We start from the raw sequence: 23,490 nt of genomic DNA, 5'->3' as shown, positions 1-23,490 counted from the left end.
TCTGTTACGTTCGATGCCGATTGATATGAGGAGTGTAAATGAGTAAACCTGTGCTGAGATGTTTCCCGTTTGGCGGCGTCGGCGAATTCGGCAAGAACATGATGGTGTATGCCATTGATGATGATGCGGTGATTGTCGATTGCGGGATGGGCTTCCCCGAACCCGGTCAGCATGGTGTTGATATTGTTGTTCCGGATATCTCGGCGCTAGATGAACTTGGCCTGCACATTCACGCCATGCTTCTGACCCATGGCCATGAAGATCATATCGGTGGATTGCCACATCTGTTGCCGCGCCTGAATCTGCCGGTTTACGGCTCTGAAGTGACCATTGCACTGGTCAGGGCAAAACTCTCCGAACGTGGCTATAGAGGGGATCTGAATCTTCTGCCTGACGATGGTACACAGGTGGATGTCGGCCCATTTAAGGTGGAGGGGGTGCCGGTAACCCATTCGATCATGGATGCAGTTTCAGTTGCCATCCATACCGAACTCGGTGTCATTATCCATACCGGGGATTTCAAATTCGATCCGGCTCCTATTGATGGACGTGCCACGGCCATTCACCGTTTCTCGCAGCTTGGAGATCAGGGTGTGCTCCTGCTCGCCTCGGATTCCACCAATGCTACGCGTTCGGGAAGTGGTGCGTCTGAGCGCGTTGTGGGCCCGGCCCTGAAACAGGCAGTATCACAGTGCAGCGGCAAGGTTGTAGTGACGACATTTGCCTCCAATATGTTCCGTATTCAGCAGATTGTCGACGCGGCAGTCGCCTGCGGCCGGCGGGTGGCCGTTGCAGGACGAAGTCTGGAACGCAATATGGATATCACCCGCAACCTCAATCGCCTTAACGTGCCTGCAGGTACCATGGTTGATATCAAGCAGACAGAGGGTATTGCTGCCCATGAGTTGCTGATTATTGCAACCGGGTCGCAGGGTGAGTCACGGGCAGCACTGGCGCGACTGGCGCAGGACCGTTTTACCGGCCTGAAGCTTGGTCAGGGTGACCTTGTCATCTTCTCTTCCAGCAGCATCCCGGGTAACGAGCGGGTGATTGCCGGCCTCTACAACCATATCTATCGCCGAGGAGCCCGTATCATGCATGCCGGACAGGCACCGCTGCATGTTTCCGGGCATGCCCAGGCGCATGAACTGAAGATGATGATTCAGCTGACCAGGCCGGACTACTTCTATCCGGTACACGGTGAATACCGCAACCTGATCGAACACCGGGATCTGGCCGTGGCCACTGGCATTGCATTTGACCATTCAGTCATTGCTGAGAACGGTTACAGTGTGATCATTGATGAGCAGGGGGTCAGGCATGGCCCTGAATTCCATGCCGGTGCCGTATTTGTCGATGGTGACAGTCGCGACGAGATTGATGATCTTGTGCTTCGTGACAGGCGCGTTCTGGCAGGTGACGGCATGATCTCCGTGACCGTACTGCTCAGCCGTCATGAAGGCCGGCTGCTGTCTGAACCTGAACTGGTGGCGCGAGGCGTGCTGCATGAAGATGTAAGTGACGACGTGTTGTCTGCGGCAGGGAAGGCGCTGCAGCAGTTTCTCGAAGGCATGGACAGGGAGTGGCTTGCCGATATGGATTCGGCAAAGGAGGAGGTTCGTCTCTTTCTGCGCCGCTGGTGCAAAAAGCATATCGGACGCAGGCCCATGGTGCTGCCTGTGATTCTGGCAGTCTGATCGGATATGGATGTGCGTCTGGTTGTTCGTGAGTCGCTGGCACTGCTTCTTGCCGGCATTGTTATTGTGCTGTTGCTGGCCATGTACAGTTTTTCACCGCTGGACCCTTCACTGAATCGTGAAACAGATGCTGTGGTGCAGAACCTGACCGGCATGGCGGGCGCCTATGTTTCCGATTTTATCTATCAATTGTTCGGGTATGCCGGCTGGTTATGGGTGACGTTGTTGGGTGTGCTGACCTTCCGTATCGCTATGGGTCGACACCCTTATCTTGGCAGCTGGACGTCACTGTTCTGGGTTCCAGTTGTTCTTTCTCTGGCCGCACTGATGCACGCCTATGTGCTGCAAGGATCAAGCCTTGATATTCTCGAGCTTCCTGCCGGCCCCGGCGGGGCACTCGGTTCGATGCTGGGCGAGACAGTGCAGGAGCCATTGCGCAGCCTTGGTCGTGATATACTTCTGGTGACCCTGCTGCTTTCCAGTCTTGTGGCGGCATCCCGCTGGTCGCTATTGGCGTTGCTTAAGCGCTGTTATCTGCTGTTGGCTGCAGCATCTGCCTATATTGCCGGTATCCTGAGGTCGATATTCTCCAAGGCATATGAGCGCAAGGATCGCATGGAGGCGCGCGAGGTTCGTAAAGAGATTCGAAAAAAGCGGCCCGAGCGTATCGCCAAGTCTGAGCCCGCTGTAAGCAAGCAGCAGAAGGTGACTGTGTCGCGTCAGGCCAAACAGCAGCAGCAGGCAGAACTTGGCTTTATCGAGCCGGCTGCTTCCGGATTCAAGCTGCCATCATTGAACCTCTTCAACCGTGGTGAAGGACACCAGAAATCGCATGATCCGAAAGTGCTGCAGGCAGTTGCCCGCATGCTGGAGAAGAAACTGCTGGATTACAGGGTCGAGGGGCAGGTGATTGCGGTGCAGCCGGGTCCGGTGGTGACCCAGTTCGAGCTGGAGCCGTCACCGGGCACCAAGGTGAATCGAATCGTTGCACTACAGGATGATCTGGCTCGCTCAATGGCGGCAATCAGTGTGCGTGTGGCCGGTAATATTCCCGGCAAAAACGTGATCGGTATCGAGCTCCCCAATGAAGAGCGCGAGACCGTGGTGCTACACCAGGTGCTTGCGAGCCCTGAATTCGCCAACCGCAAACATATCCTTCCGATTGCACTCGGTGTCGATATTTCTGGCCAGCCGGTAGTCACGGATCTGGCCCGCATGCCGCATCTGCTTGTGGCTGGTACCACAGGTTCCGGCAAGTCCGTTGCAATCAACGCCATGATCTGCTCCCTGCTGATGGTGAAAACGCCGCAGGATCTGCGCATGATAATGGTCGATCCGAAAATGCTTGAGCTTTCGGTTTACGATGACATTCCGCATCTGCTCGTGCCGGTGGTGACCAATCCGCATAAGGCGGCCAAGGCCCTTGCCTGGGCGGTTTACGAGATGGAACGGCGCTACCAGCTGATGAGTGATGCCAAGGTACGTAATATCGATGGTTACAATAAAGCTGCCGAGAAAGATGCCGATGCTGAACGTCTGCCATATATTGTCATTGTGATTGATGAGCTGGCTGACCTGATGATGGTGGCAGGCAAAGAGGTGGAGCAAGCGATCTGTCGTATTGCCCAGAAGGCGAGGGCGGCAGGATTGCATCTTGTGCTGGCTACACAGCGACCAAGTGTTGATGTGATTACCGGCCTGATCAAGGCCAATCTGCCCAGCAGGCTCTCTTTCCAGGTCTCCTCGAAAATTGACTCAAGAACGATTCTCGACCAGATGGGCGCGGAACAGCTACTCGGTCAGGGCGACAGCCTTTTTCTCAGTGGCGGGCGTGATCTCAGGCGTGTCCATGGCGCATTCGTTTCCGATGCCGAGGTGATAAATCTTGTTGAACATCTGAAGGCACAGGGTGAGCCGGACTACCGTGAAGAGGTGTTCGAGGTGCCGACTGCATCGGACGGTGACGGTGCCGGTGGTATGGGCGGCGATGATCATGATGAGAAGTATGATGAGGCAGCTGCGCTGGTGATCGAGAAGGGGCAGTGTTCCGTATCGATGGTGCAGCGCTATCTGCGAATCGGCTACAATCGTGCCAGTCGGCTGGTTGAACAGATGGAGCGCGAAGGGCTTGTTTCCCCTCCCGGCTCAGGTGGTATGCGCAAAGTGCTTGCCCGATCTGAATCGGGTGGCGGCGGAGTGATAGAGTGAGAAGGATTTCCATTACAATTGCATTGTTTGTCTGGGTGTTTCTGTCACCGCTGCATGCCGCTGAGGTGGTAGAGGTGAAAAGTGCTCCGCTGGCGGATGAGCTTTTTGTCCAGAGCATCAAGCGTCTTTCTGAACTGCCCGGGTTCCAGTGCCAATTTGACCAGCTGATGCGTTTCAGTGATGGAGGAAGTCAGCAATATTCCGGTGAAGTTGCCATGCTTAAGCCCAAACGGTTCAGGTGGAGCTATACGTTGCCATACGAACAGCTCTATGTCGGGGATGGTTCTGTAATATGGCATTATGAGCCGGATCTGATGCAGGCGGAGAGACTTAATGATCTCGATCAGGTGGACCCTGCTGTGATGAAGCTGCTCGATGGGCGTGTTTCGCTGAAGGACCTGGATGTGCTGGACAGCGATAAGAAGAGCAAATCTGGCATTAATCGTTATCAGGTCCGTATCGGCGACTCTCCGGAAGTCTGGCTCGGTTTTGACAATAAAGGGGATCTTGTTTCGGTTGAACGCATCGATATGTTGGGGAACAGCAACCAGATGACCCTTTCCGGATGTTCTTACGTTGCACCTTCGACAAATCTATTTAGTTTTACGCCACCTGAGGGAGTGGATCGAATTGATTTGCGCTCAGCAAACAGTGAATAGGGACCTTCAATGAAAAAAATATTTTGTCTGATCGCCATGATGATGGCGGGTACAAATGCGCATGCCGCCGGTTTTGCACAGTCAGGCCACTCTGCAGCTGCAGCGGGCGTGGCAGATGCTTTTGTTGCAACCGCAAACGATGCATCTGCAGTGGTGTATAATCCGGCTGGAATTGCCTGGTTGCCAGGTGTGTCGGCCACTGTAGGCGGCACACTTAATTACCGCGACTCATCGGTAAAACTTCCAGGCGGCATCGCCCCCAACACAGGTACGGAGGCCACTGTCGGGCATATCTACGCAACCTGGGCCCCGCTGGATAGTCGCTGGGGTGCAGGTTTCGGATTCGCACCGCTATACCAGATCAATAACAACTGGAGCAGCGCACCATTCGGCACGCCTGCCGCAGACACTACCAAGTTAATGGTGGATCACGCTTCCTTTGATGCGGTCTATGCCATTAGCAGCAGCCTCGCGGTGGCTGCCGGCTTGGACTGGTATCTCACGCGCGCCACCTTTTCTCAAGGCGCCAACAATTTTAACAACAACAACTTTACCACCTTCGGCGGCCATGCCGCACTGATGTGGAAACCTGCACCTGCGTGGAGTGTCGGGTTGACAGGGCGCTCCGGGGCGAAAGTGAATGTATCAGGATTGGCCAACCAGAAGCTCTCCATTAAACTTCCCGATGAGGTGACAGTTGGTGTGGCACATGATTTTGCCGATGTCTGGCGCCTTGAAGTGGATGCGAAATGGACCCGCTGGTCGGCATTGAAGAGCATGAGTGTGACCGGCCCTGCAGCACAGCCGAATTCTTTGAATCTTCGCGACACATTGACTGCCATGGCTGGCCTGACATGGACCTGGTATCCGAAATCGCAGTTCCGTATCGGTTACGCCTACGAACAGGGAGCCAACAAGGCTTCAGGTTTCAATCCCATTATTGCCGATCAGGATGGCCATCGTGCCACGCTTGGTTTTGGCAGCGAAATAATGAATATGCATATGGATCTGGCTTACAGCTATACCTACTATAGCAAGAAAACTGCGACCGGCACTTATGCGGGAACCTATCGTGATCGCAGACAGGCGCTGGTTTTCTCTGTAAGCAAAACTTTCGAGTAAGGGTGTCTCGACAGGTCTCTTTTCTTCAGCCTGAGGCAGGGGTCTCTGAGTCGGATATTGCTGTACCGTTGGCGCACCGTATGCGGCCACGGACGCTCTCAGAGGTTACAGGCCAGGATGAGCTGACCCGACCAGATTCATGGTTCTCAGCCATGCTGAAGGAGGGGCGGGCAATCTCCTGTATCTTCTGGGGTGCACCTGGCGTGGGTAAGACCACGCTGGCGACAATGATGGCCGATGCAGCAGGCGTGCCGTTTACCCATCTTTCAGCCGTATCCGCGGGTAAGGCTGAGGTGCAGCAGGTGGTCCGTCAGGCCAAGGAGCAGGGGAAAACATGGCTGCTTTTTCTTGATGAGATACATCGCTTCAACAAGGCACAGCAGGATGTTTTGCTCCCCTATATCGAGGATGGCACACTGGTTCTGGTAGGAGCCACTACCGAAAACCCATCCTTTTCACTGAATAATGCTCTGCTTTCCCGTTGTCGGGTAATTGTTCTTAAATCGCTTCAGCCATCCGATATCGAATCCATTCTTCAGCGTGCGGCCACATTTCTGCAGCAGGAAGCTCCAATGTTCAATGTGGAGTCCGATGCACTTAAATGGCTGGCTGCAGGAAGCGATGGCGATGCCCGCTACGCGCTTAATGCCCTGGAAGCATTGTATGAGTCTGATCAGAAAAGAAGCTGGGATAAGGATGCGGTTAAAGCTCAGGGCATGAGAAGGGCCGCACGGTATGATCGTGATGGCGATTCCCACTATGATCTGATATCTGCACTGCATAAGAGTGTGCGTGATTCTGATGCCGATGCATCCGTTTACTGGCTGGCGCGTATGCTGGAGGCCGGTGAGGAGCCGCTCTATATAGCCAGGCGTCTGATTCGCATGGCCACCGAGGATATCGGACTGGCCGACCCTAAGGCCCTGAATGTGGCACTCGATGCCCATCGCATGTATGAGATTCTGGGCTCGCCAGAAGGGGAGCAGGGACTTTTCGAGACAGCGATCTACCTGGCACTCGCTCCGAAAAGCAATGCCGCTTACATGGCTGAAAAGAGGGCGAGACGGCTGGCCAGAGAGACACAGCAAACCGATGTCCCGACACATTTGAAGAATGCACCGACCAGGCTGATGAAAGAGCTTGGGCATGGCGCCGGTTACCAGTATGCCCATGATGCTGAGGATGCGGTGGTTACGCAGCAGCATTTTCCTGAGGGTGTGAATGCGGAACTGTACAAACCGGTCGACCGCGGCTTTGAACGCACACTCAGGGAGCGCATACATTGGCTGAATGAGCGAAAGGGCAGGGGAGATAAATCGTGATGAGACAATTGATTGCTGTCGCGATTGGCGGTGCAGCAGGCGCGGTAATGCGCTGGCTGATGGCATCGGGTATTCAGAAGATGGCTGGCGGCGCCTTTCCTTGGGGCACTTTCGCCGTAAATGCTATTGGCAGTTTTCTGCTCGGTTTCCTGTTTTTCTGGTTGATTGAGCGTTCCACGGTGAGTGAAGTGGCTCGGCTTGCGCTTACTGTTGGTTTTCTTGGCGCTTTCACCACCTTCTCCACCTATTCACTGGAGTCAGTAAGGCTTCTGCAGGAGGGGGCTGTTTCCCTCGCATTCGGTAATGTGATTGGTCAGGTGGTTGTCTGCCTGACACTGACCTGGCTGGGAATTCAGATCGCAAGGGCAATATGAGGGGGTAACTTGGCGAAGGAGAAGATGGTGTTTTATCATCCCTTTGTTTGGTTGCAATAATCAGGGCAAAAAAAAGCCCCGGCAAGCCGGGACCTCTACTGGTACATGTTGTGCATTTGGTGACTAAATAACGCCACCTACGAATAAAAAGAACGCCACTGCGGTGCCGCACACTAAAGTGCCCAGTATAATTCCATCCATCGAGCCTGATAATACTTCACTCATGTTGCTCTCCTATGTCGCCTCTCGGGCGATCCAATTTTCCAGTATGTAAAAGTTGAGTAAAATTATCAAGAATTATTAATTTAATAATATTCTAAATAACGTTTGCCGACTTGCATCGATTCAATTGCTGTTTCCTGATGATGGAAATATTAAGTTGACATATAACGATATTATAATATATTCACGCAATAATTTTGAGATTTAGTTATAAGAAATGAGGAATAAGCAGGAGGAAACATGTCTCGAATCGTAATATTAGGCGCAGGAATTTCAGGCCATACCGCAGCCAGATACCTTGATAAATGGCTGGGTAAGAAACATGAAATCATCGTTGTTTCGCCCAATGCCAAATGGAACTGGATACCATCCAACATCTGGGTGGGTGTTGGCCAGATGACGGAAGAAGAGGTCACCTTCGATCTTGCCGAGGTTTATAATAAAACCAATGTGAAGTTTCTCCAGGCCAAGGGGTTGTCGATCAATCCGGAAGGTGCCGGAGAAAATTCAACTCCGTTTATTACCATTGAATATACGCTGCCGGAGAAAGCCGGTGAGCAGGAAAATGTTGAGTACGATTACCTGATCAATGCAACTGGTCCGAAGCTCAACTTTGGTGCCACAGAGGGCCTGGGTCCGGATCACGGCCATACCGTATCGGTATGTACCGCGGGCCATGCCATTGAAGCGAACCAGAAGCTCCAGGCGGTCATTGAGAGAATGAAGTCTGGTGAGCACTGCACCATCCTGATCGGAACAGGTCACGGTATGTGTACCTGCCAGGGTGCTGCATTCGAATATATCTATAATGTCGACCATATTCTGCGTGAAGAGGGTGTTCGCGATATGGCCCGTGTTGTTTGGATCAGTAATGAGTACGAACTGGGCGATTTCGGTATGGGCGGTGTTCATATCAAACGTGGCGGTTATGTCACCAATGGCAAAACCTTTGCCGAATCCCTCATGGTTGAGCGTGGAATTGAGTGGATTACCCGTGCTCACGTGAAGAAGGTTGAGGCCGGTAAGGTTCATTATGAGACGCTGGATGGGGAGTTCCACGAGCAGGAGTTCGACTTCTCCATGCTGATTCCACCGTTTGCCGGTGTAGGTCTGCAGGCATTCAATAATGCGGGTGAGGATATTACCAGTGAGGTATTTGCACCCAACGGTTTCATGAAGGTGGATGCCGATTACACGCCACGTCCATTTGCAGAGTGGAGTGCCAAAGACTGGCCAAGAAAATACCAGACGCCGAAGTATAAAAATGTATTCGCGGTCGGCATTGCTTTCGCACCTCCGCATCCGATCAGTAAACCGATGCAGAGTACCAATGGCACAGCCATCAATCCGACACCGCCAAGAACCGGCATGCCTTCGGCGACAATGGCGAAAGCCGTGGCCATGAGTATCCGCGATATGGTCAATGGTGCTGCTGAACCAACGCATACGGCATCCATGGCGGAGATGGGAGCAGCCTGCGTGGCTTCAACCGGATCGCACATATTCAAGGGTACAGCTGCCACGATGACTGTGTTCCCGGTAGTACCGGACTTCGAAAAATATCCGGATACAGGGCGCGACCTTGAGCTGACGACCGGTGAAATCGGTTTGGCAGGCCACTGGATGAAGTATATTCTGCATCATACCTTCATCTATCAGGCCAAGCTGAAACCGGGCTGGTCAGTGCTGCCAGATTAATTAAATCGATACCAAGAATTCTGAGGAGCAAGATATGGCAAACAAAATCACCAATAAGGAGCCTTACCAGCAGGCTTACTATCCGCCGGCCCCGACCGGTTTTACCCGCTACATGCGTACATCCCTGATCTGGCAGGGTATCCGCTTTATCGTCATCAATCTGAAAATGCTCAAGCTGATGTCGAAGTCGCATCATTAATGACGTTTGATTAAAACGTTGTAGCTTTTCAAAGCCTCCTGCTTGTGCAGGGGGCTTTGTTATTTGTTCAGCGTAGCAGGCGTCGGGCGGCCAGATGAGCCGCGAAGATGAATCCTGTGACCGCATAGAGTGCGAGTACGCCGATATGCAGAAGTGGCATACTCAAGGGCAGCTCCGTCAACAGAGGGCGAATCAGGGCTACCGCATGGGTGAGCGGCAGCACCTGCGCAATCACCTGGATAAACGCGGGCAGGGTATCAATCGGGTAGAAAACACCGCAGAAGAGGAACATCGGTGTGACGGCCAGCGTGAAATAGTAGAGGAAGAAATCGTAGCTGGGGGAGATTGCGCAGATCGCCAGAGCGGGTCCTGCAAAAGCGAGGCCTGTCAGGAATATCACCGGCAGCGCAAAGAGGGCGGTTTCCCACTGCTGGATACCGCCAAGCACTCCTGCAACGATAAAGATTGCCGTGCCGCTGATCAGGCTTTTGGTGGCTGCCCACACCTGTTCACCGGCAATGACCTCCTGAATGCGCACTGGAGTGCAGAGCATCGATTCCCAGGTTCCCTGCTGGTTCATGCGGGTAAATGCCGAATACAGCCCTTCAAAGGTCGCAGTATTCATCGCGCTGGAGCAGAGGATGCCGCTGGCCAGGAATGCCATGTAGGGGATGCCGTTCATGTCACCGATGTAGAGGCCGAGGCCATAACCAAGTCCGAGCAGGTAGAGGAACGGATCACCGAAGTTGCCGAGCATTGAGGCGCCTGCCAGTTTTTTCCAGACTAGGAAATTGCGCCGCCAGACGGCCACGATGTGGGCTGGTATCACCTTATAGCTGCTCATGCATCTTCCCTCAGGTCACGACCTGTAAGTTTCAGGAATACATCTTCAAGAGAGGCGGGGCGGTGAATATAGATCAGATCGTTTCGTTCGGCGCAGCGGGATACCAGCGGTCTTGCATCAAGGCCATAGCAGAACCAGGTGTCTCCGACATGATCGAGACGGATATCCAGCCCTTCGCACAACTCAATGGCATCAAGCTCATTGCTTAAGCCGCGAACTGCCACCACCTCCGGTTCGACATGCTCGGCAATCAGTTCACGCGGTGAGCCCCGTGTCAGAATATGTCCGCGGTCGAGCACCATCAGTTCGTCGCACAACTCCGCAGCCTCCTCCATGTAATGGGTGGTCAGGATGAGGGTTTTGCCGCTGTTTTTGAGTGATCGCAGCCGCTGCCAGATCAGGTGACGTGCCTGCGGGTCGAGCCCGGTTGTCGGCTCATCGAGTACTATCAGATCCGGGTTGTTAATCAGGGCGCGGGCGATCATCAACCGTCTTCGCATGCCGCCGGATAGCGATGAAACCTGATCATCGCCGCGCGAGGTGAGGGCGGCAAACTCAAGCAACTCCTCTATGCGGGGCTCAGCTACGGAGGCAGGAATACCGAAATATCCTGCATATACCTTCAGATTCAGACGAACGGAGAAGTCAGGGTCGAGATTGTCCTGTTGCGGTACGACGCCGACCCGGGTGTGAATCGATGCCTCGGAAACAGGCTGGCCAAACAGTGTGTATTCGCCCGATGTTACCGGGGATAGCCCCAGCAGCATACGCATCAGCGTGGTTTTACCCGCGCCATTAGGGCCCAGGATGCCGAAGCAGATGCCGCTCTTCACATCAAAGTTAACAGCGCACACCACCTCTCGATCCGCGAATGTTTTGCGTAATGCTTTTGCGCTGACGATCACACTTTCCATGCCCTTAATCTCCCATATCCGGAGCTAACTTCAATGTATGGAATCTCATTCATATTACATCTTGCTAATATAACAAGAATCGAATATATTTCGTCCTATGAATGAGACAATCCAAATTCCAGAAGATCGAATTAAAGCAGCCAGCCAGGGGCTGAGAGCTATCGCACACGAGTTGCGTCTCTCTGTGCTCTGCCTGCTGCTGGAGCGCCCAATGTGTGTTCATGAACTGATTGAGGCCACTGGTGCTGCTCAGTCCAACCTGTCACAGCATCTTTCCAAGATGCGTATGCTTGGCATTCTTGAAAATGAGAAGAGGGGACAGGAAGTCATCTATCGCATTGCCAACCCGGCATTTGCAGATCTGGTGCATGCGTTGAAATTCATCTATTGCCCGGAAATGTGCGTACCCTCTAACGGAGAGGGGTAAAGGCGATGAGCGACCGTACTGCACTGCGCGCAGAAGTATCAGTAAATTATAATTATATAATAAAATCGACACTGTTTGCTGCAGTCATGATCTTATCTGCAACCGCTGCCGTTGCCGGTGAAATTTCGACCTTGCGTCAGAGTGTCGAGTACGCCCTTGAACATAACCGCATGCTGGGCGCCAATGCGCAATCGGTTGAGCAGGCAAATGCATCCGTTTCCGATGCCACGGGCCGTCTGCTGCCGCGTGTAGATCTCTCAACAGGCGTGGCACGAACCAATGCACCGGGAGATTATTTCGGTATCAAGCTGAACCAGAAGGCGATTACAGCTGCAGATTTTAACCCGGTACTCATGAACAATCCCGGATACATAAACAACTACCAGACCCGTATCGGTGTCACGATGCCCGTATTTCAGGGTGGTGCACTATGGGCAGGCAGGTCTATCGCTTCGCATCAGGCCGAAGCGAGCCAGTATGGTCATCACTACATGAGGCAGCAGGTGGTGTTTCAGACGGTTTCCGCTTATGCCCGTGTTCGCCAGGCACAGGCGCAGATTGCTGCGATGGAGAGTGCTGTCACGGCTGCCAGTAAGCGCTTGCAGGATACCGAAGCCATGCAGAATCGCGGCGTGTTGATTAAGAGTGATGTGATGGATGCACGTGTTCATCTGCTTCGTATGAGCGTCAAGCTGGAGGAGGCGAAAAACGGTTTCTCCTCTAGCAAGGATAGACTTGAGCAGGTGATGGGTCTTAATGGTGATGTGCACCTGAATACTGAAGAGGATCCGAAGTTGAAGATGCCGGCTCTTTCACTGGATGAGGCAGTAGAGAAGGCACTTGCCAGCCGTCCTGACCTGATGGCGATTGAAAATCAGCATAAGGCGGCATCGGCCGGCGTTCATCAGTCGCGCGCTTCTTTTTTGCCACATGTAAATCTGGTTGCAGCCCAGGATTGGAATTCACCTACCTTTGGTATGAATAACCGCAATACAATGGTTGGCGCTACAGTAACCATGAATCTCTTCTCCGGCGGTTCCGATACCGCGAAGATACGTGCCGCTCAGGCAGAAGAGGTGTCGCTGGAGTACAGGGTAGGCGACCTCAAGCAGCAGATTCACAACGAGGTTTCACATGCATGGCGCCAGCTTGCCGAATCTCAAATGCGCCATGAAAGCGAAAATGAGGCCATGCAGCAGAGTATTGAGTCTCTGCGGATCAAGTCATTGCGCTATGAACAGGGTTTGACCAGCACCTCCGACCTGCTCGATGCACAGGTGCAGGCGGATTCCATGCGCGTTGCGGCTATTCAAGCCAGATATGATGTAACGGTTGCTCAGGCGGCATTGCTGCTCTCAATCGGCATGCTCAATGAAGAGGTGATTCAATGAACAGATATTTCGCGTTTGCATCGATGCTTACTGCAGGGCTTCTGCTTGCAGGCTGCAGTTCCGATGATGGCACAGGCGAATCTGCCACTAAGGCGGTCTCCAAGGCTGAAATTCTGACACTTGCTGCCGCTGACCTTCCTGTCCGCTATGTCACCAGTGGCACTGTGACCTCAGATCACCGTGTATCCATTTCATCACGTCTCTCCGGATATATTCGAGAATTGCCGGTTCGTGAAGGGGACAGCGTTAAGGCGGGCGATGTGCTGGTTCGCGTTGACCCTGTGAATGCCCGTCAGGGTGTTGTGCAGGCCGAGGCAGACATGTCCGATGCAAAAGCGGATCTCAACCGGTATGAGGAACTTTTCAAGGCGAGCGCCGTAAGTAAGCAGCAACTGGATCGTATCCGCCTGCGTTACAAGGTGGCTCGCTCACAGCTGGAACAGGCGCGCAACCAGCTCAGTTATGCCGAGGTGCGATCTCCTGTTGATGGGGTTGTCGTCGAGAAAAAGATGAACAAGGGCGATCTCGCATCTCCCGGAGCGCCGATTCTGACACTGGAGGATCCGGCCAGCCTGCTGGTTGAGACCTATGTCTCCGAGCAGTATGTCAGTGGCATCCATGCGGGCGATGAAGTTGAAATCGAGGTTGCTTCTCTGAAGCAGGCTTTTGCCGGTACGGTTCGCCAGGTTGTGCAGGCGGCCGATGCGGTTACACACCAGTTCCTGATCAAGATAGCACTTGAACTGCGCGATGATGTGCATCCTGGCATGTATGCGCAGGTCGCTTTCAAGGTTGGCAGCCGTAAGGGGCTGCAGGTGCCTGCAGCAGCTGTGATCGATCGCGGTGGCCTTAACGGCATCTATGTGGCAGACAGCGAAGGTATCGTTAACTACCGTCAGATTCGTATCGGTCAGGTGCGCAATGAACTCGTCGAGGTGCTGGCCGGTCTGCATGAGGGTGACACAGTGGCATGGAACGGCTCACCGGCTCTTGTTACCGGTATGAAAGTACAGGCTAAATAATGAGCGACAATCATTCATTGAATATTGCAGGCCGCCTGGGGAAGGCGGCGATGTTCACCAACCTGACGCCTATGCTCAGTATCCTGATCTTCCTGATCGGTGCTGTGGCACTGATGGTGACACCGCGTGAAGAGAATCCGCAGATCGATGTGCCTGCAGCCAATGTCTTTGTCCAGATGCAGGGCGCCAGCCCGGAAGAGGTGCAGAACCTGATTGTTCGTCCGCTGGAGATGGTGCTGCGTGAGATTACAGGCGTGGAGCACACCTATGGCATGGCGATGGATTCCCAGGCCGTGGTTACCGTGATGTTTGAAGTGGGCGAGGATAAAGAGGTGAGCCTCGTTAAGCTCTACGACCGCATTATGCAGAACATGGACCGCATTCCGGCCGGTGCCTCGCAGCCGCTGGTGAAGCCGGTTGATGTCGACGATGTGCCAGCTTCAGTCATTACACTCAGTTCTCGCGATCTTGACGGGTTGGCGCTCAAGCGCCTGGCCGAGCGGGTTCGTGATCAGCTGGCTCCGCTGGAAGGTGTATCTGTAGCCGAAATTATCGGTGGCCGCGATCATGAGATCAGCATCCGCCTTGATCCTGCCCGTCTGGCAGCTTACCGCATTCCGCTGGATCAACTGCACAGTGTGCTGGTCTCCGCCAATGCAGGCGGCCCGGTCGGCTCACTGGTGGGCAATAACCGTGAAACCAAGATATGGCTTGATGGCTATCTGAAAACTGCTGATGAGGTCGGGCAACTGATTGTCGGCCAGTGGCAGGACAAGCCGATCTACCTCAGGGATATCGCCACCATCACTGATGGTCCGGCCGAGGTGGAAAACTTCCACCGTATCGGTTTCGGAAGTTCAGTCGCAGGCGGTTCCACAGACGTTGAACCTGAGCTTCCAGCCGTTTCGATTGCACTGGCCAAGAAACGGGGTACAAATGCCGTAGTCGTTACCCAGCGCATTGAGGCGAAGCTGAACGAGCTGAAGGGTGATTTTATCCCCAACAATGTGACAGCTACGGTTACCCGTGACTCCGGTCAGCGTGCCAATGCCGCAGTGAACATGCTCATTGAACATCTCGGTATTGCGATTGGCACCGTCATTCTTATTTTGCTGCTGTTCCTGGGTTGGCGTGAAGCGACGATCGTTACGCTCAACATCCCGCTGATTCTATTCGTGGTGCTGGCGATCGGGCTTATGGCCGACCAGACGATCAACCGTATTACTCTCTTTGCACTGATTCTGTCGCTGGGCCTGCTCGTTGATGACGCCATCGTGGTGATTGAAAATATCCACCGCCATCTCCACAAAGGTGTGAGGGATGCGGCGGATAAGGCACGGCTGATTGTCATGGCTACTAATGAAACGGGCAAGCCGACCATTATCGCCACGATTGCCGTGATACTCGCTTTTGTGCCGATGGCATTTGTAACCGGTATGATGGGGCCGTACATGGGGCCGATTCCGTTCAATGCGCCGGTAGCCATGGCCGCATCACTGGTGATCGCATACATGTTCACGCCGTGGATAGCGCAGCGTTTTCTGCCAACGAAAAATGTGTCTGCCGTACAGAATCATAACAACCATAACGAGAAAGATTGGGTATATCGCACCTACATGCGTTATGCCGTGCCGCTGATTGAGGATAAGCGTGTTCGCAAGCTTTTCTGGATTGCAACGCTACTGCTCTTTGTCGGGGCGATGATTCAGCCGGGTTGGCAGTTCATCCGTCCTGCCGGCATCAACGGCCCGCTTACCTTTGGCAGCGTTGAGCTGAAGATGCTGCCAAAGGGCAATAACAACACCTTTAATATTACCATCGACCTGCCGGAGGGTTCGACTCTCGAGGAGAGTGACCGTGTTGCCCGTCAGGTGGGCAGTGTTCTGCGCGCCCATCCGATGGTGGTTGATTACGAAACATTTGTAGGTCAGGCAGGTCCTGTCGACTTCAATGGCATGTTGCGCGGTGCAGTGCTCAGGCAGGGCTCTAACCTTGCCGAGATTCGCGTCAACCTGGTGGACAAGCACCAGCGCTCGATCCGCTCTGCAGCTATCGTTCTGGAACTGCGTGAGCTGATGGTCCCTGTGATTGATGCCAATCCGTCGGCTAATATCAAGCTGGTGGAAGATCCGCCGGGCCCACCGGTTCGTTCAACGCTGCTGGCCGAGATCTATGGGCCTGATTACGAAACCCAGCGAGAACTGGCCAAAGAGGTGCGTAAGAGGTTTGCCGAAACCTACGATGTGACCGATATTGATGATTCTGTCGGTGACGATCAGCAGCAACTCAATGTTCGTCTGGATAAAGAGAAGGCGTCGCATCTTGGCGTTGCCACCCAGCAGGTGGTTACAGCATTGCACGATTTCCTGCAGGGCTATGATTTCGGTGCCGTACATATTGACGAGGAGCGCCATCAGGTGCGCCTGCATGTGCAGTTGCCGAAAGCACTGCGTGCCCATGCCGAGGATCTGAGCCGCATATATGTCAGCGGTGCGCAGGGGGCGGTTCCGCTTTCAGCAATCGCTGTGATTGAGGAGGGCATTGTCGCCAAACCGATCTACACCAAGGACGGGCATCAGGTTACCTACGTCATGGCTGAGCCGAAGCAGGGGTCACAGGTCTATCCGCTGCTTGAGATGGATGGCAAGCTGGATGGGCAGGAGGTAGTGCCGGGTGCGACCGTAATGACCGGCGGCATGCGCTTTACCGACACTGCACCTGAGAACACCTTCGGCTATCACATGCTGTGGGATGGTGAGATGCGCCTCACCCTCGATGTGTTCCGTGATCTGGGAGCCGCCTTTATCGTGGCACTGGTGCTGATCTACCTGTTGATGGTGGCATATTATGGTGAATTTGTTCTGCCGATGATGGTGATGGCGCCAACCGCTCTGACCATGATCGGTATCTTTCCCGGCCACTGGATTACCGGCCAGCCATTCACCGCTACTTCGATGATCGGCATGATCGCACTTGCCGGCATTGTGGTGCGTAACTCGACACTGCTGATCGACTTTATTGTTGATTACCGTAAGCAGGGAAATGGCGTAAAAGAGGCTGTTCTGGAAGCGGGTGCAGTTCGGGCTCGTCCGATTCTGTTGACTGCCCTTGCCGTGATTGCCGGAACCTCGATCATGATTACCGATCCGGTATTCGGAGGTCTCGGTGTATCAATGGCATTCGGAACTCTGGCGGCCACGATCTTGACCCTCTTTGTGACGCCTCTGATGTACTACCTCTGGCATAAAGATCGTCCGTGGGAGTCCGAACAGGACTACTCGACGCTGCCATCGAACAAATAAAAAAAATCAATCCAAGGAGCACTATTGTGACGATTCAACGCACTATTCGTATTATTGCAGGCTCATTTATACTACTGAGCCTATATCTGGCCCACCTCTATAACGGCGTGGTACTGACCGAGCCGACCTGGCTCTGGTTCACCGCATTTGTCGGTGCAAACCTGCTGCAGTCAGGTTTCACCAACTGGTGCCTGATGGAAACCATTCTTTCCAAGCTGGGCATGAAATCCTGCTGTGAAGCAAGTAAATAAGAGCAATGGGTGTTGCTCTTATTTGCGCGATAGTGAAATAAAGAACGAGCAATGGCTGTTGCTGCTGTTTGCACAATAGCATAAGAGCGCTCCATTGCCATGTTTCGGCGGGTGCAGGCGGATTTCTCTCCCCCCCTCCCATACGTGAACCGTCTGTACCCGCTGATAATTAATTTCAGGAATTGAGGAAAGATAGATGCAATTTATGCAACAGAATGCTGTTTACATTTTCATCGCTCTGCTGATCGGCTGGTTTCTCTGGCAGCGGGTGATTGGCCCTAAAATGTCGGGCGTAAAATCACTTTCGGCGGCCGATTACATGCAGATGCGTAATCAATCACATACGCTGGTTGATGTGCGCCAGCAGCATGAGTGGGACGCAGTACATGCTGCAAATGCGGTTCATATTCCTTTAGGGGAAATAAAGGAGCGCATGCATGAAATTCAGAAAGAGAAGCCGGTTGTAGTGATCTGCGCCTCCGGTGGCCGCTCATCGATGGCTGCAACTGCACTGGCCAACGCCGGTTATGAAGAGGTCTACAACTTCTCCGGTGGCATGGGTGCATGGAGCAGTGCCGGATTACCGGTACGCAGTCGTGGTTAAGTGACATTGTCACAGAAACGAAGCACAGGCATATTACGATTTGCTTATATATAATAATGAAAGGAAAGAGGAGTAGATGATGGTTGCAAAGAAGGTCTGGATCATGCTGATCGCACTGTTTCTGTTGCCGGTAACGGCTGCAGCATGCGGATTTGGTGAGAAAGTTGCCGAAGGTTACGAAAACACCGAGGTGAAACACGCATATCAACACTGGAATCAGGGGGCCTCGTCTGCCGTACCTTTTGAGTTTATCGATGTGCGAACGCCCGAGGAGTATGCCGACGGGCATATCGAGGGCGCCAGGCTTATTCCGGTGCAGGAACTGGAAGTGCGCATGAATGAGGTGCCGAAAGATAAGCAGGTATATGTCTACTGCCGTTCAGGCAAGCGCTCAGCTCAGGCGGCTGGCATTCTGGCCAGAGCAGGCTACAGTAATATTGAGAATGTGCTGGGCGGGATCACTGCCTGGAAAGATGCAGAATATCAGGTGGTGAAATAATGTTGGATGCAGTAACAGTAGATCAGCTCTATCCACGTTGGCTGGTGGCGCGCGAAAACAATCGCCCATTTACACTGATCGATGTGCGTTCACCGGAAGAGTATCGCGCCTGCCATGTTCCTGGCGCCAGACTGATCTCGCTCAATACTTTGATGTCTCGTGCCAATGAGGTACCGAAAGAGGGTGATGTTTTCCTTATCTGCCACTCCGGAGCACGTTCTGCACAGGCTGCTGTTTACCTTAAACAGCAGCTTGGATTTAATAACCTGATCAATGTCGATGGGGGAACCATGGCATGGAGCAACAGTGGTTATCCGGTCGAAGGAGGTGTGAATTGAACAGCTATGGCATAAGAGCCGTGTATGACGGCAGCCTCGACGAGGCGGAAGCAGCCATTACAGCAGCCTTGAAAGAGGTGGGTTTCGGAATTCTTACCCGTATTGATGTGGCTGCAACACTGAAAAACAAGATCAATGTGGATCGCAGGCCCTATGTGATTCTGGGTGCATGCAATCCGAATCTTGCCAATAGAGGGCTGAATGCCGAGGCAGAGCTTGGGCTGTTTTTGCCCTGCAATGTGATCGTCTATCAGAATGAGAGTGATGAGACTGTGGTGTCGGTGATTGATCCGTTGGCCATGGTCGGCATGCTCGATAACAGTGAATTGAATCAACTGGCCGACGATGCGAGGCCACTGCTTGAGCAGGCGCTCGAAAGCATCAAATAAAAAAATATAAATTAGACAATGGAGAGATGATATGAAAGCAAATGTAGGAACAGTGGATCGCGTAATTCGTCTGGTTGCCGGTGCGGCATTGATCGCATTCGGTTATATGGGTGGCCTGGCTTCCCCTTGGAATGCTGTGGCAATCGGTGCCGGCAGCGTATTTGTACTGACAGTGCTGATTAAGTTCTGCCCGCTTTATCCGCTGCTGGGTATCAACACCTGCGGCAACAAGGGTTGATCAGAATTACAGACAAAACAGAGTAATAACTGGGGCAGAGCCCTTTGCTAATGAGGAGAGAAATATGGCGCATATTGTAGTCGTGGGAGCAGGTATCGGGGGCATGCCGGCTGCTTATGAGATGAAAGAGGCCCTCAACAAAATCGGCAAGGATCACGAAGTAACAGTGGTATCAAATGTGGACTACTTCCACTTTGTGCCCTCAAATCCGTGGGTGGCAGTCGGCTGGCGCACCAAAGAGGATATCAGCTTTAAGGTTGGTCCGTACCTGAACAAGAAGGGGATTAACTTTGTTGCCAGTGGCGTGAAAGAGATCCATCCGAAAGAGAACAAGCTGACCCTGCACAATGGTCACGATCTCGAGTATGACTATCTGCTGATCACCACCGGTCCGCGACTTGCATTTGAACTGGTGGATGGACTGGGGCCTGACGGCCATACCCATTCGGTCTGCCATGTCGATCATGCAGTTGAGGCCTACCACGCATTTGAAGAGTTCTGCAAGAACCCCGGCCCGATCGTTGTTGGTGCCGTACAGGGGGCTTCCTGCTTCGGTCCTGCCTATGAATTCGCCATGATTCTTGATACCGAACTTCGTCGCCGCAAGATTCGCGATAAGGTTCCGATGACTTTTGTGACCAGTGAGCCATATATCGGCCACCTGGGTCTCGGTGGTGTCGGTGATTCAAAGGGTATGCTCGAGTCCGAGATGCGACAGCGTCACATCAAGTGGCTTACCAATGCCAAGACCACCAAGATCGAAGATGGCCTGATGCACGTTGAAACCGTCAACAGTAAGGGTGAAACCGAGGATACGCATGAGGTGGCATTCAAGTACGCCATGATGCTGCCGCCGTTCCGCGGTATTCCCGCCGTGGCACAGGTGGAGGAGATGTGCAACCCGATGGGCTTTGTCATGATCAATGATCAGCAACAGAACCCGACCTATAAGAATATCTACTCGGCAGGTGTATGCGTGGCTATTCCGCCGGTAGAGGCCACACCTGTACCATGCGGAACCCCGAAGACCGGTTACCTGATAGAATCGATGGTGACAGCTGCAATTCACAATATCTGCCACGACATTCTCGGTGAAGAGCCCGAGAAATGCGGAACCTGGAATGCGATCTGCCTGGCTGACATGGGAGATACCGGCGCGGCGTTCGTGGCGCTGCCTCAGATTCCACCGCGCAATGTTCAGTGGATGAAGAAGGGTAAGTGGGTGCACACTGCCAAGGTGATGTTTGAGAAGTATTTCATGCGCAAGATGAAGACCGGTGTTTCCGAACCGTTCTACGAGAAGGCGTTCCTGAAGACTCTGGGTATTACACGCCTGGATGGCGAGTAGAAATGGCAAGGCTTACTGCCACGTTTAAGAGTGGGGCGGCATTCAATATTGAGTGCCGCGGCCACTCGGTGATGACTGACCAGCCAACGGACAATGGTGGCGAAGATTCCGGCATGACGCCGCCGGAATTCTTTGCCGGCTCTTTGGCCGGTTGTATCGGCTTTTATGTTGCCCGTTACTGCCAGCAGGCCGGTATCGACACGGATGGCTTGCGTGTCGATTGTGACTGGTCTGTCAGTGAGGATGCGCCGCGCAGAATTGGTGCGTTCACCATTGCTGTGCATCTGCCGGGACTTCCCGAGAAACGCAGAAAGGCCGTGGAGCGTGTCGCTTCATCATGCCTGATTCACGCAACCCTGCACCACACGCCTGAAATCAATATCAACCTGTCGACTGACTGAGCAACCGATGCGCACCATCACCTTGCAGCTGTAGCGAGGTATTGCATCGGGCCATTGTGATTGTCGAAACAGGTTAAGCTTGGAGGAGTTTATTCTAATGGGAACTGAATCATTAGAGAACGCGATTGAAGAGACAAAATCTGAACTTGATAAGCGCGAACCGAGAAGGTTGATCGCCTGGGCAGTTATAACGCTAGTCATCTTTTTTGTGCCGATCGTCCTGTTTTATAAACTTGCATCCGGCAGCGTCTTTGAAACAAGTTATGCACCAGTTGTGATCGTTTGGCTGATGGTTTCATTGGGTGTCAGTAATGTCATTGCGGCGGCTCTGTTTTCGGCCAGAACTGTAGAGCTGAGACTTGCTGTGGAGACAGCGACGGCGGTTCTGAAACTTGCAAAGTCAGGTGATGCAACAACAGGCGAGCCGGATGCTGAATTGAATAAGAATGCTTGAGTATGTCTTTTTTGATCCGCGGCCGCGGGATCTTTTTATAGCGCAGGTCAATGAACTCGGAGTTGCAACCCTGTTGAAAGAGAAGGGTGATGAGCTGCTGGTGCTGCTTCCGGATGATCTGGATGAGGTGACCAATGACAGAATTGAAGCACTCTTCATGGCTACACTGGATATGTCCGAGGCATTGATGGCTGAGGCGGAAGGGGTGAAGAGCTTCAATGCTACCGGCGTTGAGGTAAAACTTGCCAACGGTGATTCGGTCATGGCCAGTGTCGATGCGAAGATTCTTGCCAAACTGCTATCCGTTCTCAGTTTCGATGAACTGGCAAGTTTTGTTGACTCCATCACCCGTGCGGTGGAAGAGCCCGACTATCGTCCGATCTGCAAACGTGATTAAGCCGATGTCAGGCGCATTGCGGGTAATGTGGATTGGTTCACAGCATCAATCTGAGCACGCCTGCGCATTATGAGCGGCCGTTTTAACCCCCAGTATACCTACTACCGTCGCGACAAGCTGGCGGAGGTGTTTTTTTCGATCTTTCTGGTGGCCCTGTTTTTCCCGAAACGGATGTTCAAGGGCATGCCTGAGGCAAAGAACCTGAAGGATAGTGCGATTCTGCTCGCCATGTACCTCTCCATTCCATCAATCCTTATGACCACAACATTCGGTGCGATTGCATCGAGTCTGGCTCCGAACATGGTAGTGGGGGCACTGATCTTTATCTCGATTCTGCCTGTGTCACTTGCCATTGGTCTCTCCACTTCGTTGCTGTGGAGCAGATGGTTGAGCTGGTCGTTAAGCAAACTCTCCGGAAAACCTGTTTCTATGGCCTCGGTATTTCAGGTATGCGCTTATAGCGGACCACCATTCGTGATTGCCTGGGGTCCTTATCTGGGGCCGGTGATGGCACTCTGGAATCTGGTTCTGAACTGGAAGGGCTTGCGTTTCCATTGTGGACTCGGTGGCTGGAAAGTCTTTTTTGCCATGATATCAGGCATCCTGCTGCTTTTCCTGATCATGGTAGCCATAGCCTTTGTGCTCTTTTTGTTTCTGCCGGAAAATGTAAATATGCTGCTCGAAACATTCGAATTTCTTATGCATCAGCGAGGTTGGTTATGATTCGGAAGCAGGGATATAAGTGAGTCCGCTACTTCAGTCATTGTTGATCTATGCACTGGTTCTCGTTGTATTTGCCACCATGGTCCACTCCAAAGGACGCCACTTCAACGCGATACACCCCTTTGAAGCCGCCTTTCTGTTCATGCCGTGGATTACTGTGGTCGGCATGGCATACATCTTTTTCGGCTCGGTAGATGCGCTCTATCAGGGCACCGGTATCTGGACATTCTTCTGGGTGATGCAGGTGATCGGGGCAGCGGTGGTTGGAAGTTTTGTGCTCACGCCGCGTTATCTTGTCAAGGCGGATACAGTGGCTGCCAAGCTGTTGGTCAATGTGATCGCCAGCCTGAGTATCTCGGGCATCTTTGCCATGAGTCGCGTATTTCTTTTTGCCCTCTCCGGCGACGCCTATTTCAATGGCTGGCCGACCGAGTAAAGCTTATACTG

Annotated in this window: 26 protein-coding genes; 24 read left to right on the top strand and 2 right to left on the bottom strand. The window is 53.0% G+C overall.

Annotated features, from left to right (window positions below):
- The first annotated feature begins 38 nt into the window (after nucleotides 1–38).
- The 8 genes from Ga0123462_RS06430 to Ga0123462_RS11485 all read left to right on the top strand — a co-directional run bounded on the left by Ga0123462_RS06430 (nucleotide 39) and on the right by Ga0123462_RS11485 (nucleotide 9,501).
- On the top strand, nucleotides 39–1,697 hold the full coding sequence (locus Ga0123462_RS06430; RefSeq protein ID WP_100265544.1) for a ribonuclease J: 1,659 nt from the start codon (nucleotides 39–41) through the stop codon (nucleotides 1,695–1,697).
- A gap of 6 nt (nucleotides 1,698–1,703) precedes the next feature.
- Complete coding sequence (locus Ga0123462_RS06425) at nucleotides 1,704–3,905, top strand: DNA translocase FtsK (RefSeq protein WP_100265543.1); 2,202 nt, start codon at nucleotides 1,704–1,706, stop codon at nucleotides 3,903–3,905.
- The gene (locus Ga0123462_RS06420) at nucleotides 3,902–4,564 is read left to right on the top strand and encodes a LolA family protein (RefSeq protein WP_232726385.1); all 663 of its coding nucleotides are present in this window, start codon (nucleotides 3,902–3,904) and stop codon (nucleotides 4,562–4,564) included. The genes Ga0123462_RS06425 and Ga0123462_RS06420 overlap by 4 nt, the downstream gene beginning before the upstream one ends.
- A gap of 9 nt (nucleotides 4,565–4,573) precedes the next feature.
- Nucleotides 4,574–5,686 (top strand): OmpP1/FadL family transporter, encoded by a 1,113-nt coding sequence (locus tag Ga0123462_RS06415; protein ID WP_100265542.1) that lies wholly within the window; start codon nucleotides 4,574–4,576, stop codon nucleotides 5,684–5,686.
- Between the two features lie 2 nt (nucleotides 5,687–5,688).
- Nucleotides 5,689–7,008, top strand: a complete 1,320-nt coding sequence (locus Ga0123462_RS06410; RefSeq protein ID WP_232726384.1) for a replication-associated recombination protein A — start codon at nucleotides 5,689–5,691, stop codon at nucleotides 7,006–7,008.
- Nucleotides 7,008–7,382, top strand: coding sequence for a fluoride efflux transporter CrcB (gene crcB, locus Ga0123462_RS06405; RefSeq protein ID WP_232726684.1), 375 nt, complete (start codon nucleotides 7,008–7,010; stop codon nucleotides 7,380–7,382). The genes Ga0123462_RS06410 and crcB overlap by 1 nt, the downstream gene beginning before the upstream one ends.
- Before the next feature lie 462 nt (nucleotides 7,383–7,844).
- Complete coding sequence (locus tag Ga0123462_RS06400) at nucleotides 7,845–9,302, top strand: NAD(P)/FAD-dependent oxidoreductase (protein ID WP_100265540.1); 1,458 nt, start codon at nucleotides 7,845–7,847, stop codon at nucleotides 9,300–9,302.
- A 34-nt stretch (nucleotides 9,303–9,336) separates the two neighbouring features.
- The gene (locus Ga0123462_RS11485) at nucleotides 9,337–9,501 is read left to right on the top strand and encodes a hypothetical protein (RefSeq protein WP_198507302.1); all 165 of its coding nucleotides are present in this window, start codon (nucleotides 9,337–9,339) and stop codon (nucleotides 9,499–9,501) included.
- 67 nt (nucleotides 9,502–9,568) lie between these two features.
- On the opposite strand, the gene Ga0123462_RS06395 is transcribed toward Ga0123462_RS11485, so the two are convergent.
- On the bottom strand, nucleotides 9,569–10,345 hold the full coding sequence (locus Ga0123462_RS06395) for an ABC transporter permease (RefSeq protein ID WP_100265539.1): 777 nt from the start codon (nucleotides 10,343–10,345) through the stop codon (nucleotides 9,569–9,571).
- The gene (locus Ga0123462_RS06390) at nucleotides 10,342–11,259 is read right to left on the bottom strand and encodes an ATP-binding cassette domain-containing protein (protein WP_100265538.1); all 918 of its coding nucleotides are present in this window, start codon (nucleotides 11,257–11,259) and stop codon (nucleotides 10,342–10,344) included. The genes Ga0123462_RS06395 and Ga0123462_RS06390 overlap by 4 nt, the downstream gene beginning before the upstream one ends.
- Nucleotides 11,260–11,356: 97 nt before the next feature.
- Here Ga0123462_RS06390 and Ga0123462_RS06385 point away from each other — a divergent pair, with 97 nt between their 5' ends.
- The 16 genes from Ga0123462_RS06385 to Ga0123462_RS06310 all read left to right on the top strand — a co-directional run bounded on the left by Ga0123462_RS06385 (nucleotide 11,357) and on the right by Ga0123462_RS06310 (nucleotide 23,479).
- On the top strand, nucleotides 11,357–11,686 hold the full coding sequence (locus Ga0123462_RS06385) for an ArsR/SmtB family transcription factor (protein WP_100265537.1): 330 nt from the start codon (nucleotides 11,357–11,359) through the stop codon (nucleotides 11,684–11,686).
- Nucleotides 11,687–11,691: 5 nt separating this feature from the next.
- Nucleotides 11,692–13,077, top strand: coding sequence for a TolC family protein (locus Ga0123462_RS06380; protein WP_100265536.1), 1,386 nt, complete (start codon nucleotides 11,692–11,694; stop codon nucleotides 13,075–13,077).
- The gene (locus Ga0123462_RS06375) at nucleotides 13,074–14,099 is read left to right on the top strand and encodes an efflux RND transporter periplasmic adaptor subunit (protein WP_100265535.1); all 1,026 of its coding nucleotides are present in this window, start codon (nucleotides 13,074–13,076) and stop codon (nucleotides 14,097–14,099) included. Before Ga0123462_RS06380 ends, Ga0123462_RS06375 begins: the two co-directional genes overlap by 4 nt.
- Nucleotides 14,099–17,401, top strand: a complete 3,303-nt coding sequence (locus tag Ga0123462_RS06370) for an efflux RND transporter permease subunit (protein WP_100265534.1) — start codon at nucleotides 14,099–14,101, stop codon at nucleotides 17,399–17,401. Before Ga0123462_RS06375 ends, Ga0123462_RS06370 begins: the two co-directional genes overlap by 1 nt.
- Before the next feature lie 26 nt (nucleotides 17,402–17,427).
- Complete coding sequence (locus tag Ga0123462_RS06365) at nucleotides 17,428–17,652, top strand: YgaP family membrane protein (protein ID WP_100265533.1); 225 nt, start codon at nucleotides 17,428–17,430, stop codon at nucleotides 17,650–17,652.
- 196 nt (nucleotides 17,653–17,848) lie between these two features.
- Nucleotides 17,849–18,256, top strand: coding sequence for a rhodanese-like domain-containing protein (locus Ga0123462_RS06360; RefSeq protein WP_100265532.1), 408 nt, complete (start codon nucleotides 17,849–17,851; stop codon nucleotides 18,254–18,256).
- A 76-nt stretch (nucleotides 18,257–18,332) separates the two neighbouring features.
- Entirely contained in the window at nucleotides 18,333–18,755 is a 423-nt protein-coding gene (locus Ga0123462_RS06355; RefSeq protein WP_232726383.1) for a rhodanese-like domain-containing protein, read from the top strand.
- A complete protein-coding gene (locus Ga0123462_RS06350) occupies nucleotides 18,755–19,093 on the top strand; it encodes a rhodanese-like domain-containing protein (protein ID WP_100265530.1) in 339 nt (112 codons plus the stop codon). Before Ga0123462_RS06355 ends, Ga0123462_RS06350 begins: the two co-directional genes overlap by 1 nt.
- A complete protein-coding gene (locus Ga0123462_RS06345) occupies nucleotides 19,090–19,482 on the top strand; it encodes a DUF302 domain-containing protein (protein ID WP_198507301.1) in 393 nt (130 codons plus the stop codon). Before Ga0123462_RS06350 ends, Ga0123462_RS06345 begins: the two co-directional genes overlap by 4 nt.
- Before the next feature lie 31 nt (nucleotides 19,483–19,513).
- The gene (locus Ga0123462_RS06340; protein WP_100265528.1) at nucleotides 19,514–19,720 is read left to right on the top strand and encodes a YgaP family membrane protein; all 207 of its coding nucleotides are present in this window, start codon (nucleotides 19,514–19,516) and stop codon (nucleotides 19,718–19,720) included.
- A 64-nt stretch (nucleotides 19,721–19,784) separates the two neighbouring features.
- The gene (locus tag Ga0123462_RS06335; protein ID WP_100265527.1) at nucleotides 19,785–21,068 is read left to right on the top strand and encodes an NAD(P)/FAD-dependent oxidoreductase; all 1,284 of its coding nucleotides are present in this window, start codon (nucleotides 19,785–19,787) and stop codon (nucleotides 21,066–21,068) included.
- 2 nt (nucleotides 21,069–21,070) lie between these two features.
- Nucleotides 21,071–21,469, top strand: a complete 399-nt coding sequence (locus Ga0123462_RS06330) for an OsmC family protein (RefSeq protein WP_100265526.1) — start codon at nucleotides 21,071–21,073, stop codon at nucleotides 21,467–21,469.
- A 97-nt stretch (nucleotides 21,470–21,566) separates the two neighbouring features.
- Nucleotides 21,567–21,923, top strand: a complete 357-nt coding sequence (locus tag Ga0123462_RS06325) for a hypothetical protein (RefSeq protein ID WP_100265525.1) — start codon at nucleotides 21,567–21,569, stop codon at nucleotides 21,921–21,923.
- Nucleotides 21,924–21,996: 73 nt separating this feature from the next.
- On the top strand, nucleotides 21,997–22,320 hold the full coding sequence (locus Ga0123462_RS06320) for a hypothetical protein (RefSeq protein ID WP_157821295.1): 324 nt from the start codon (nucleotides 21,997–21,999) through the stop codon (nucleotides 22,318–22,320).
- 69 nt (nucleotides 22,321–22,389) lie between these two features.
- Nucleotides 22,390–23,043: a hypothetical protein gene (locus tag Ga0123462_RS06315; protein WP_100265523.1), complete on the top strand. Its 654-nt coding sequence runs from the start codon at nucleotides 22,390–22,392 to the stop codon at nucleotides 23,041–23,043.
- A 19-nt stretch (nucleotides 23,044–23,062) separates the two neighbouring features.
- The gene (locus tag Ga0123462_RS06310) at nucleotides 23,063–23,479 is read left to right on the top strand and encodes a hypothetical protein (protein ID WP_157821294.1); all 417 of its coding nucleotides are present in this window, start codon (nucleotides 23,063–23,065) and stop codon (nucleotides 23,477–23,479) included.
- The last annotated feature ends 11 nt before the right edge of the window (nucleotides 23,480–23,490 follow it).

Source organism: Mariprofundus ferrinatatus, from assembly GCF_002795825.1.
GTDB lineage: Bacteria > Pseudomonadota > Zetaproteobacteria > Mariprofundales > Mariprofundaceae > Mariprofundus > Mariprofundus ferrinatatus.
This window is presented reverse-complemented; position numbering and strand designations above follow the sequence as displayed.

Bases quoted from the DNA above. Each gene is read 5' to 3' on its own strand.
- Ga0123462_RS06330 (WP_100265526.1), top strand. From the start codon at position 21,071: ATGGCAAGGCTTACTGCCACGTTTAAGAGTGGGGCGGCATTCAATATT.
- Ga0123462_RS06390 (WP_100265538.1), bottom strand. From the start codon at position 11,259: ATGGAAAGTGTGATCGTCAGCGCAAAAGCATTACGCAAAACATTCGCG.
- Ga0123462_RS06385 (WP_100265537.1), top strand. From the start codon at position 11,357: ATGAATGAGACAATCCAAATTCCAGAAGATCGAATTAAAGCAGCCAGC.
- crcB (WP_232726684.1), top strand. From the start codon at position 7,008: ATGAGACAATTGATTGCTGTCGCGATTGGCGGTGCAGCAGGCGCGGTA.
- Ga0123462_RS06335 (WP_100265527.1), top strand. From the start codon at position 19,785: ATGGCGCATATTGTAGTCGTGGGAGCAGGTATCGGGGGCATGCCGGCT.
- Ga0123462_RS06430 (WP_100265544.1), top strand. From the start codon at position 39: ATGAGTAAACCTGTGCTGAGATGTTTCCCGTTTGGCGGCGTCGGCGAA.
- Ga0123462_RS06380 (WP_100265536.1), top strand. From the start codon at position 11,692: ATGAGCGACCGTACTGCACTGCGCGCAGAAGTATCAGTAAATTATAAT.
- Ga0123462_RS06360 (WP_100265532.1), top strand. From the start codon at position 17,849: ATGCAATTTATGCAACAGAATGCTGTTTACATTTTCATCGCTCTGCTG.
- Ga0123462_RS06370 (WP_100265534.1), top strand. From the start codon at position 14,099: ATGAGCGACAATCATTCATTGAATATTGCAGGCCGCCTGGGGAAGGCG.
- Ga0123462_RS11485 (WP_198507302.1), top strand. From the start codon at position 9,337: ATGGCAAACAAAATCACCAATAAGGAGCCTTACCAGCAGGCTTACTAT.
- Ga0123462_RS06400 (WP_100265540.1), top strand. From the start codon at position 7,845: ATGTCTCGAATCGTAATATTAGGCGCAGGAATTTCAGGCCATACCGCA.
- Ga0123462_RS06340 (WP_100265528.1), top strand. From the start codon at position 19,514: ATGAAAGCAAATGTAGGAACAGTGGATCGCGTAATTCGTCTGGTTGCC.
- Ga0123462_RS06315 (WP_100265523.1), top strand. From the start codon at position 22,390: ATGAGCGGCCGTTTTAACCCCCAGTATACCTACTACCGTCGCGACAAG.
- Ga0123462_RS06355 (WP_232726383.1), top strand. From the start codon at position 18,333: ATGATGGTTGCAAAGAAGGTCTGGATCATGCTGATCGCACTGTTTCTG.
- Ga0123462_RS06425 (WP_100265543.1), top strand. From the start codon at position 1,704: ATGGATGTGCGTCTGGTTGTTCGTGAGTCGCTGGCACTGCTTCTTGCC.
- Ga0123462_RS06415 (WP_100265542.1), top strand. From the start codon at position 4,574: ATGAAAAAAATATTTTGTCTGATCGCCATGATGATGGCGGGTACAAAT.
- Ga0123462_RS06325 (WP_100265525.1), top strand. From the start codon at position 21,567: ATGGGAACTGAATCATTAGAGAACGCGATTGAAGAGACAAAATCTGAA.
- Ga0123462_RS06395 (WP_100265539.1), bottom strand. From the start codon at position 10,345: ATGAGCAGCTATAAGGTGATACCAGCCCACATCGTGGCCGTCTGGCGG.
- Ga0123462_RS06350 (WP_100265530.1), top strand. From the start codon at position 18,755: ATGTTGGATGCAGTAACAGTAGATCAGCTCTATCCACGTTGGCTGGTG.
- Ga0123462_RS06375 (WP_100265535.1), top strand. From the start codon at position 13,074: ATGAACAGATATTTCGCGTTTGCATCGATGCTTACTGCAGGGCTTCTG.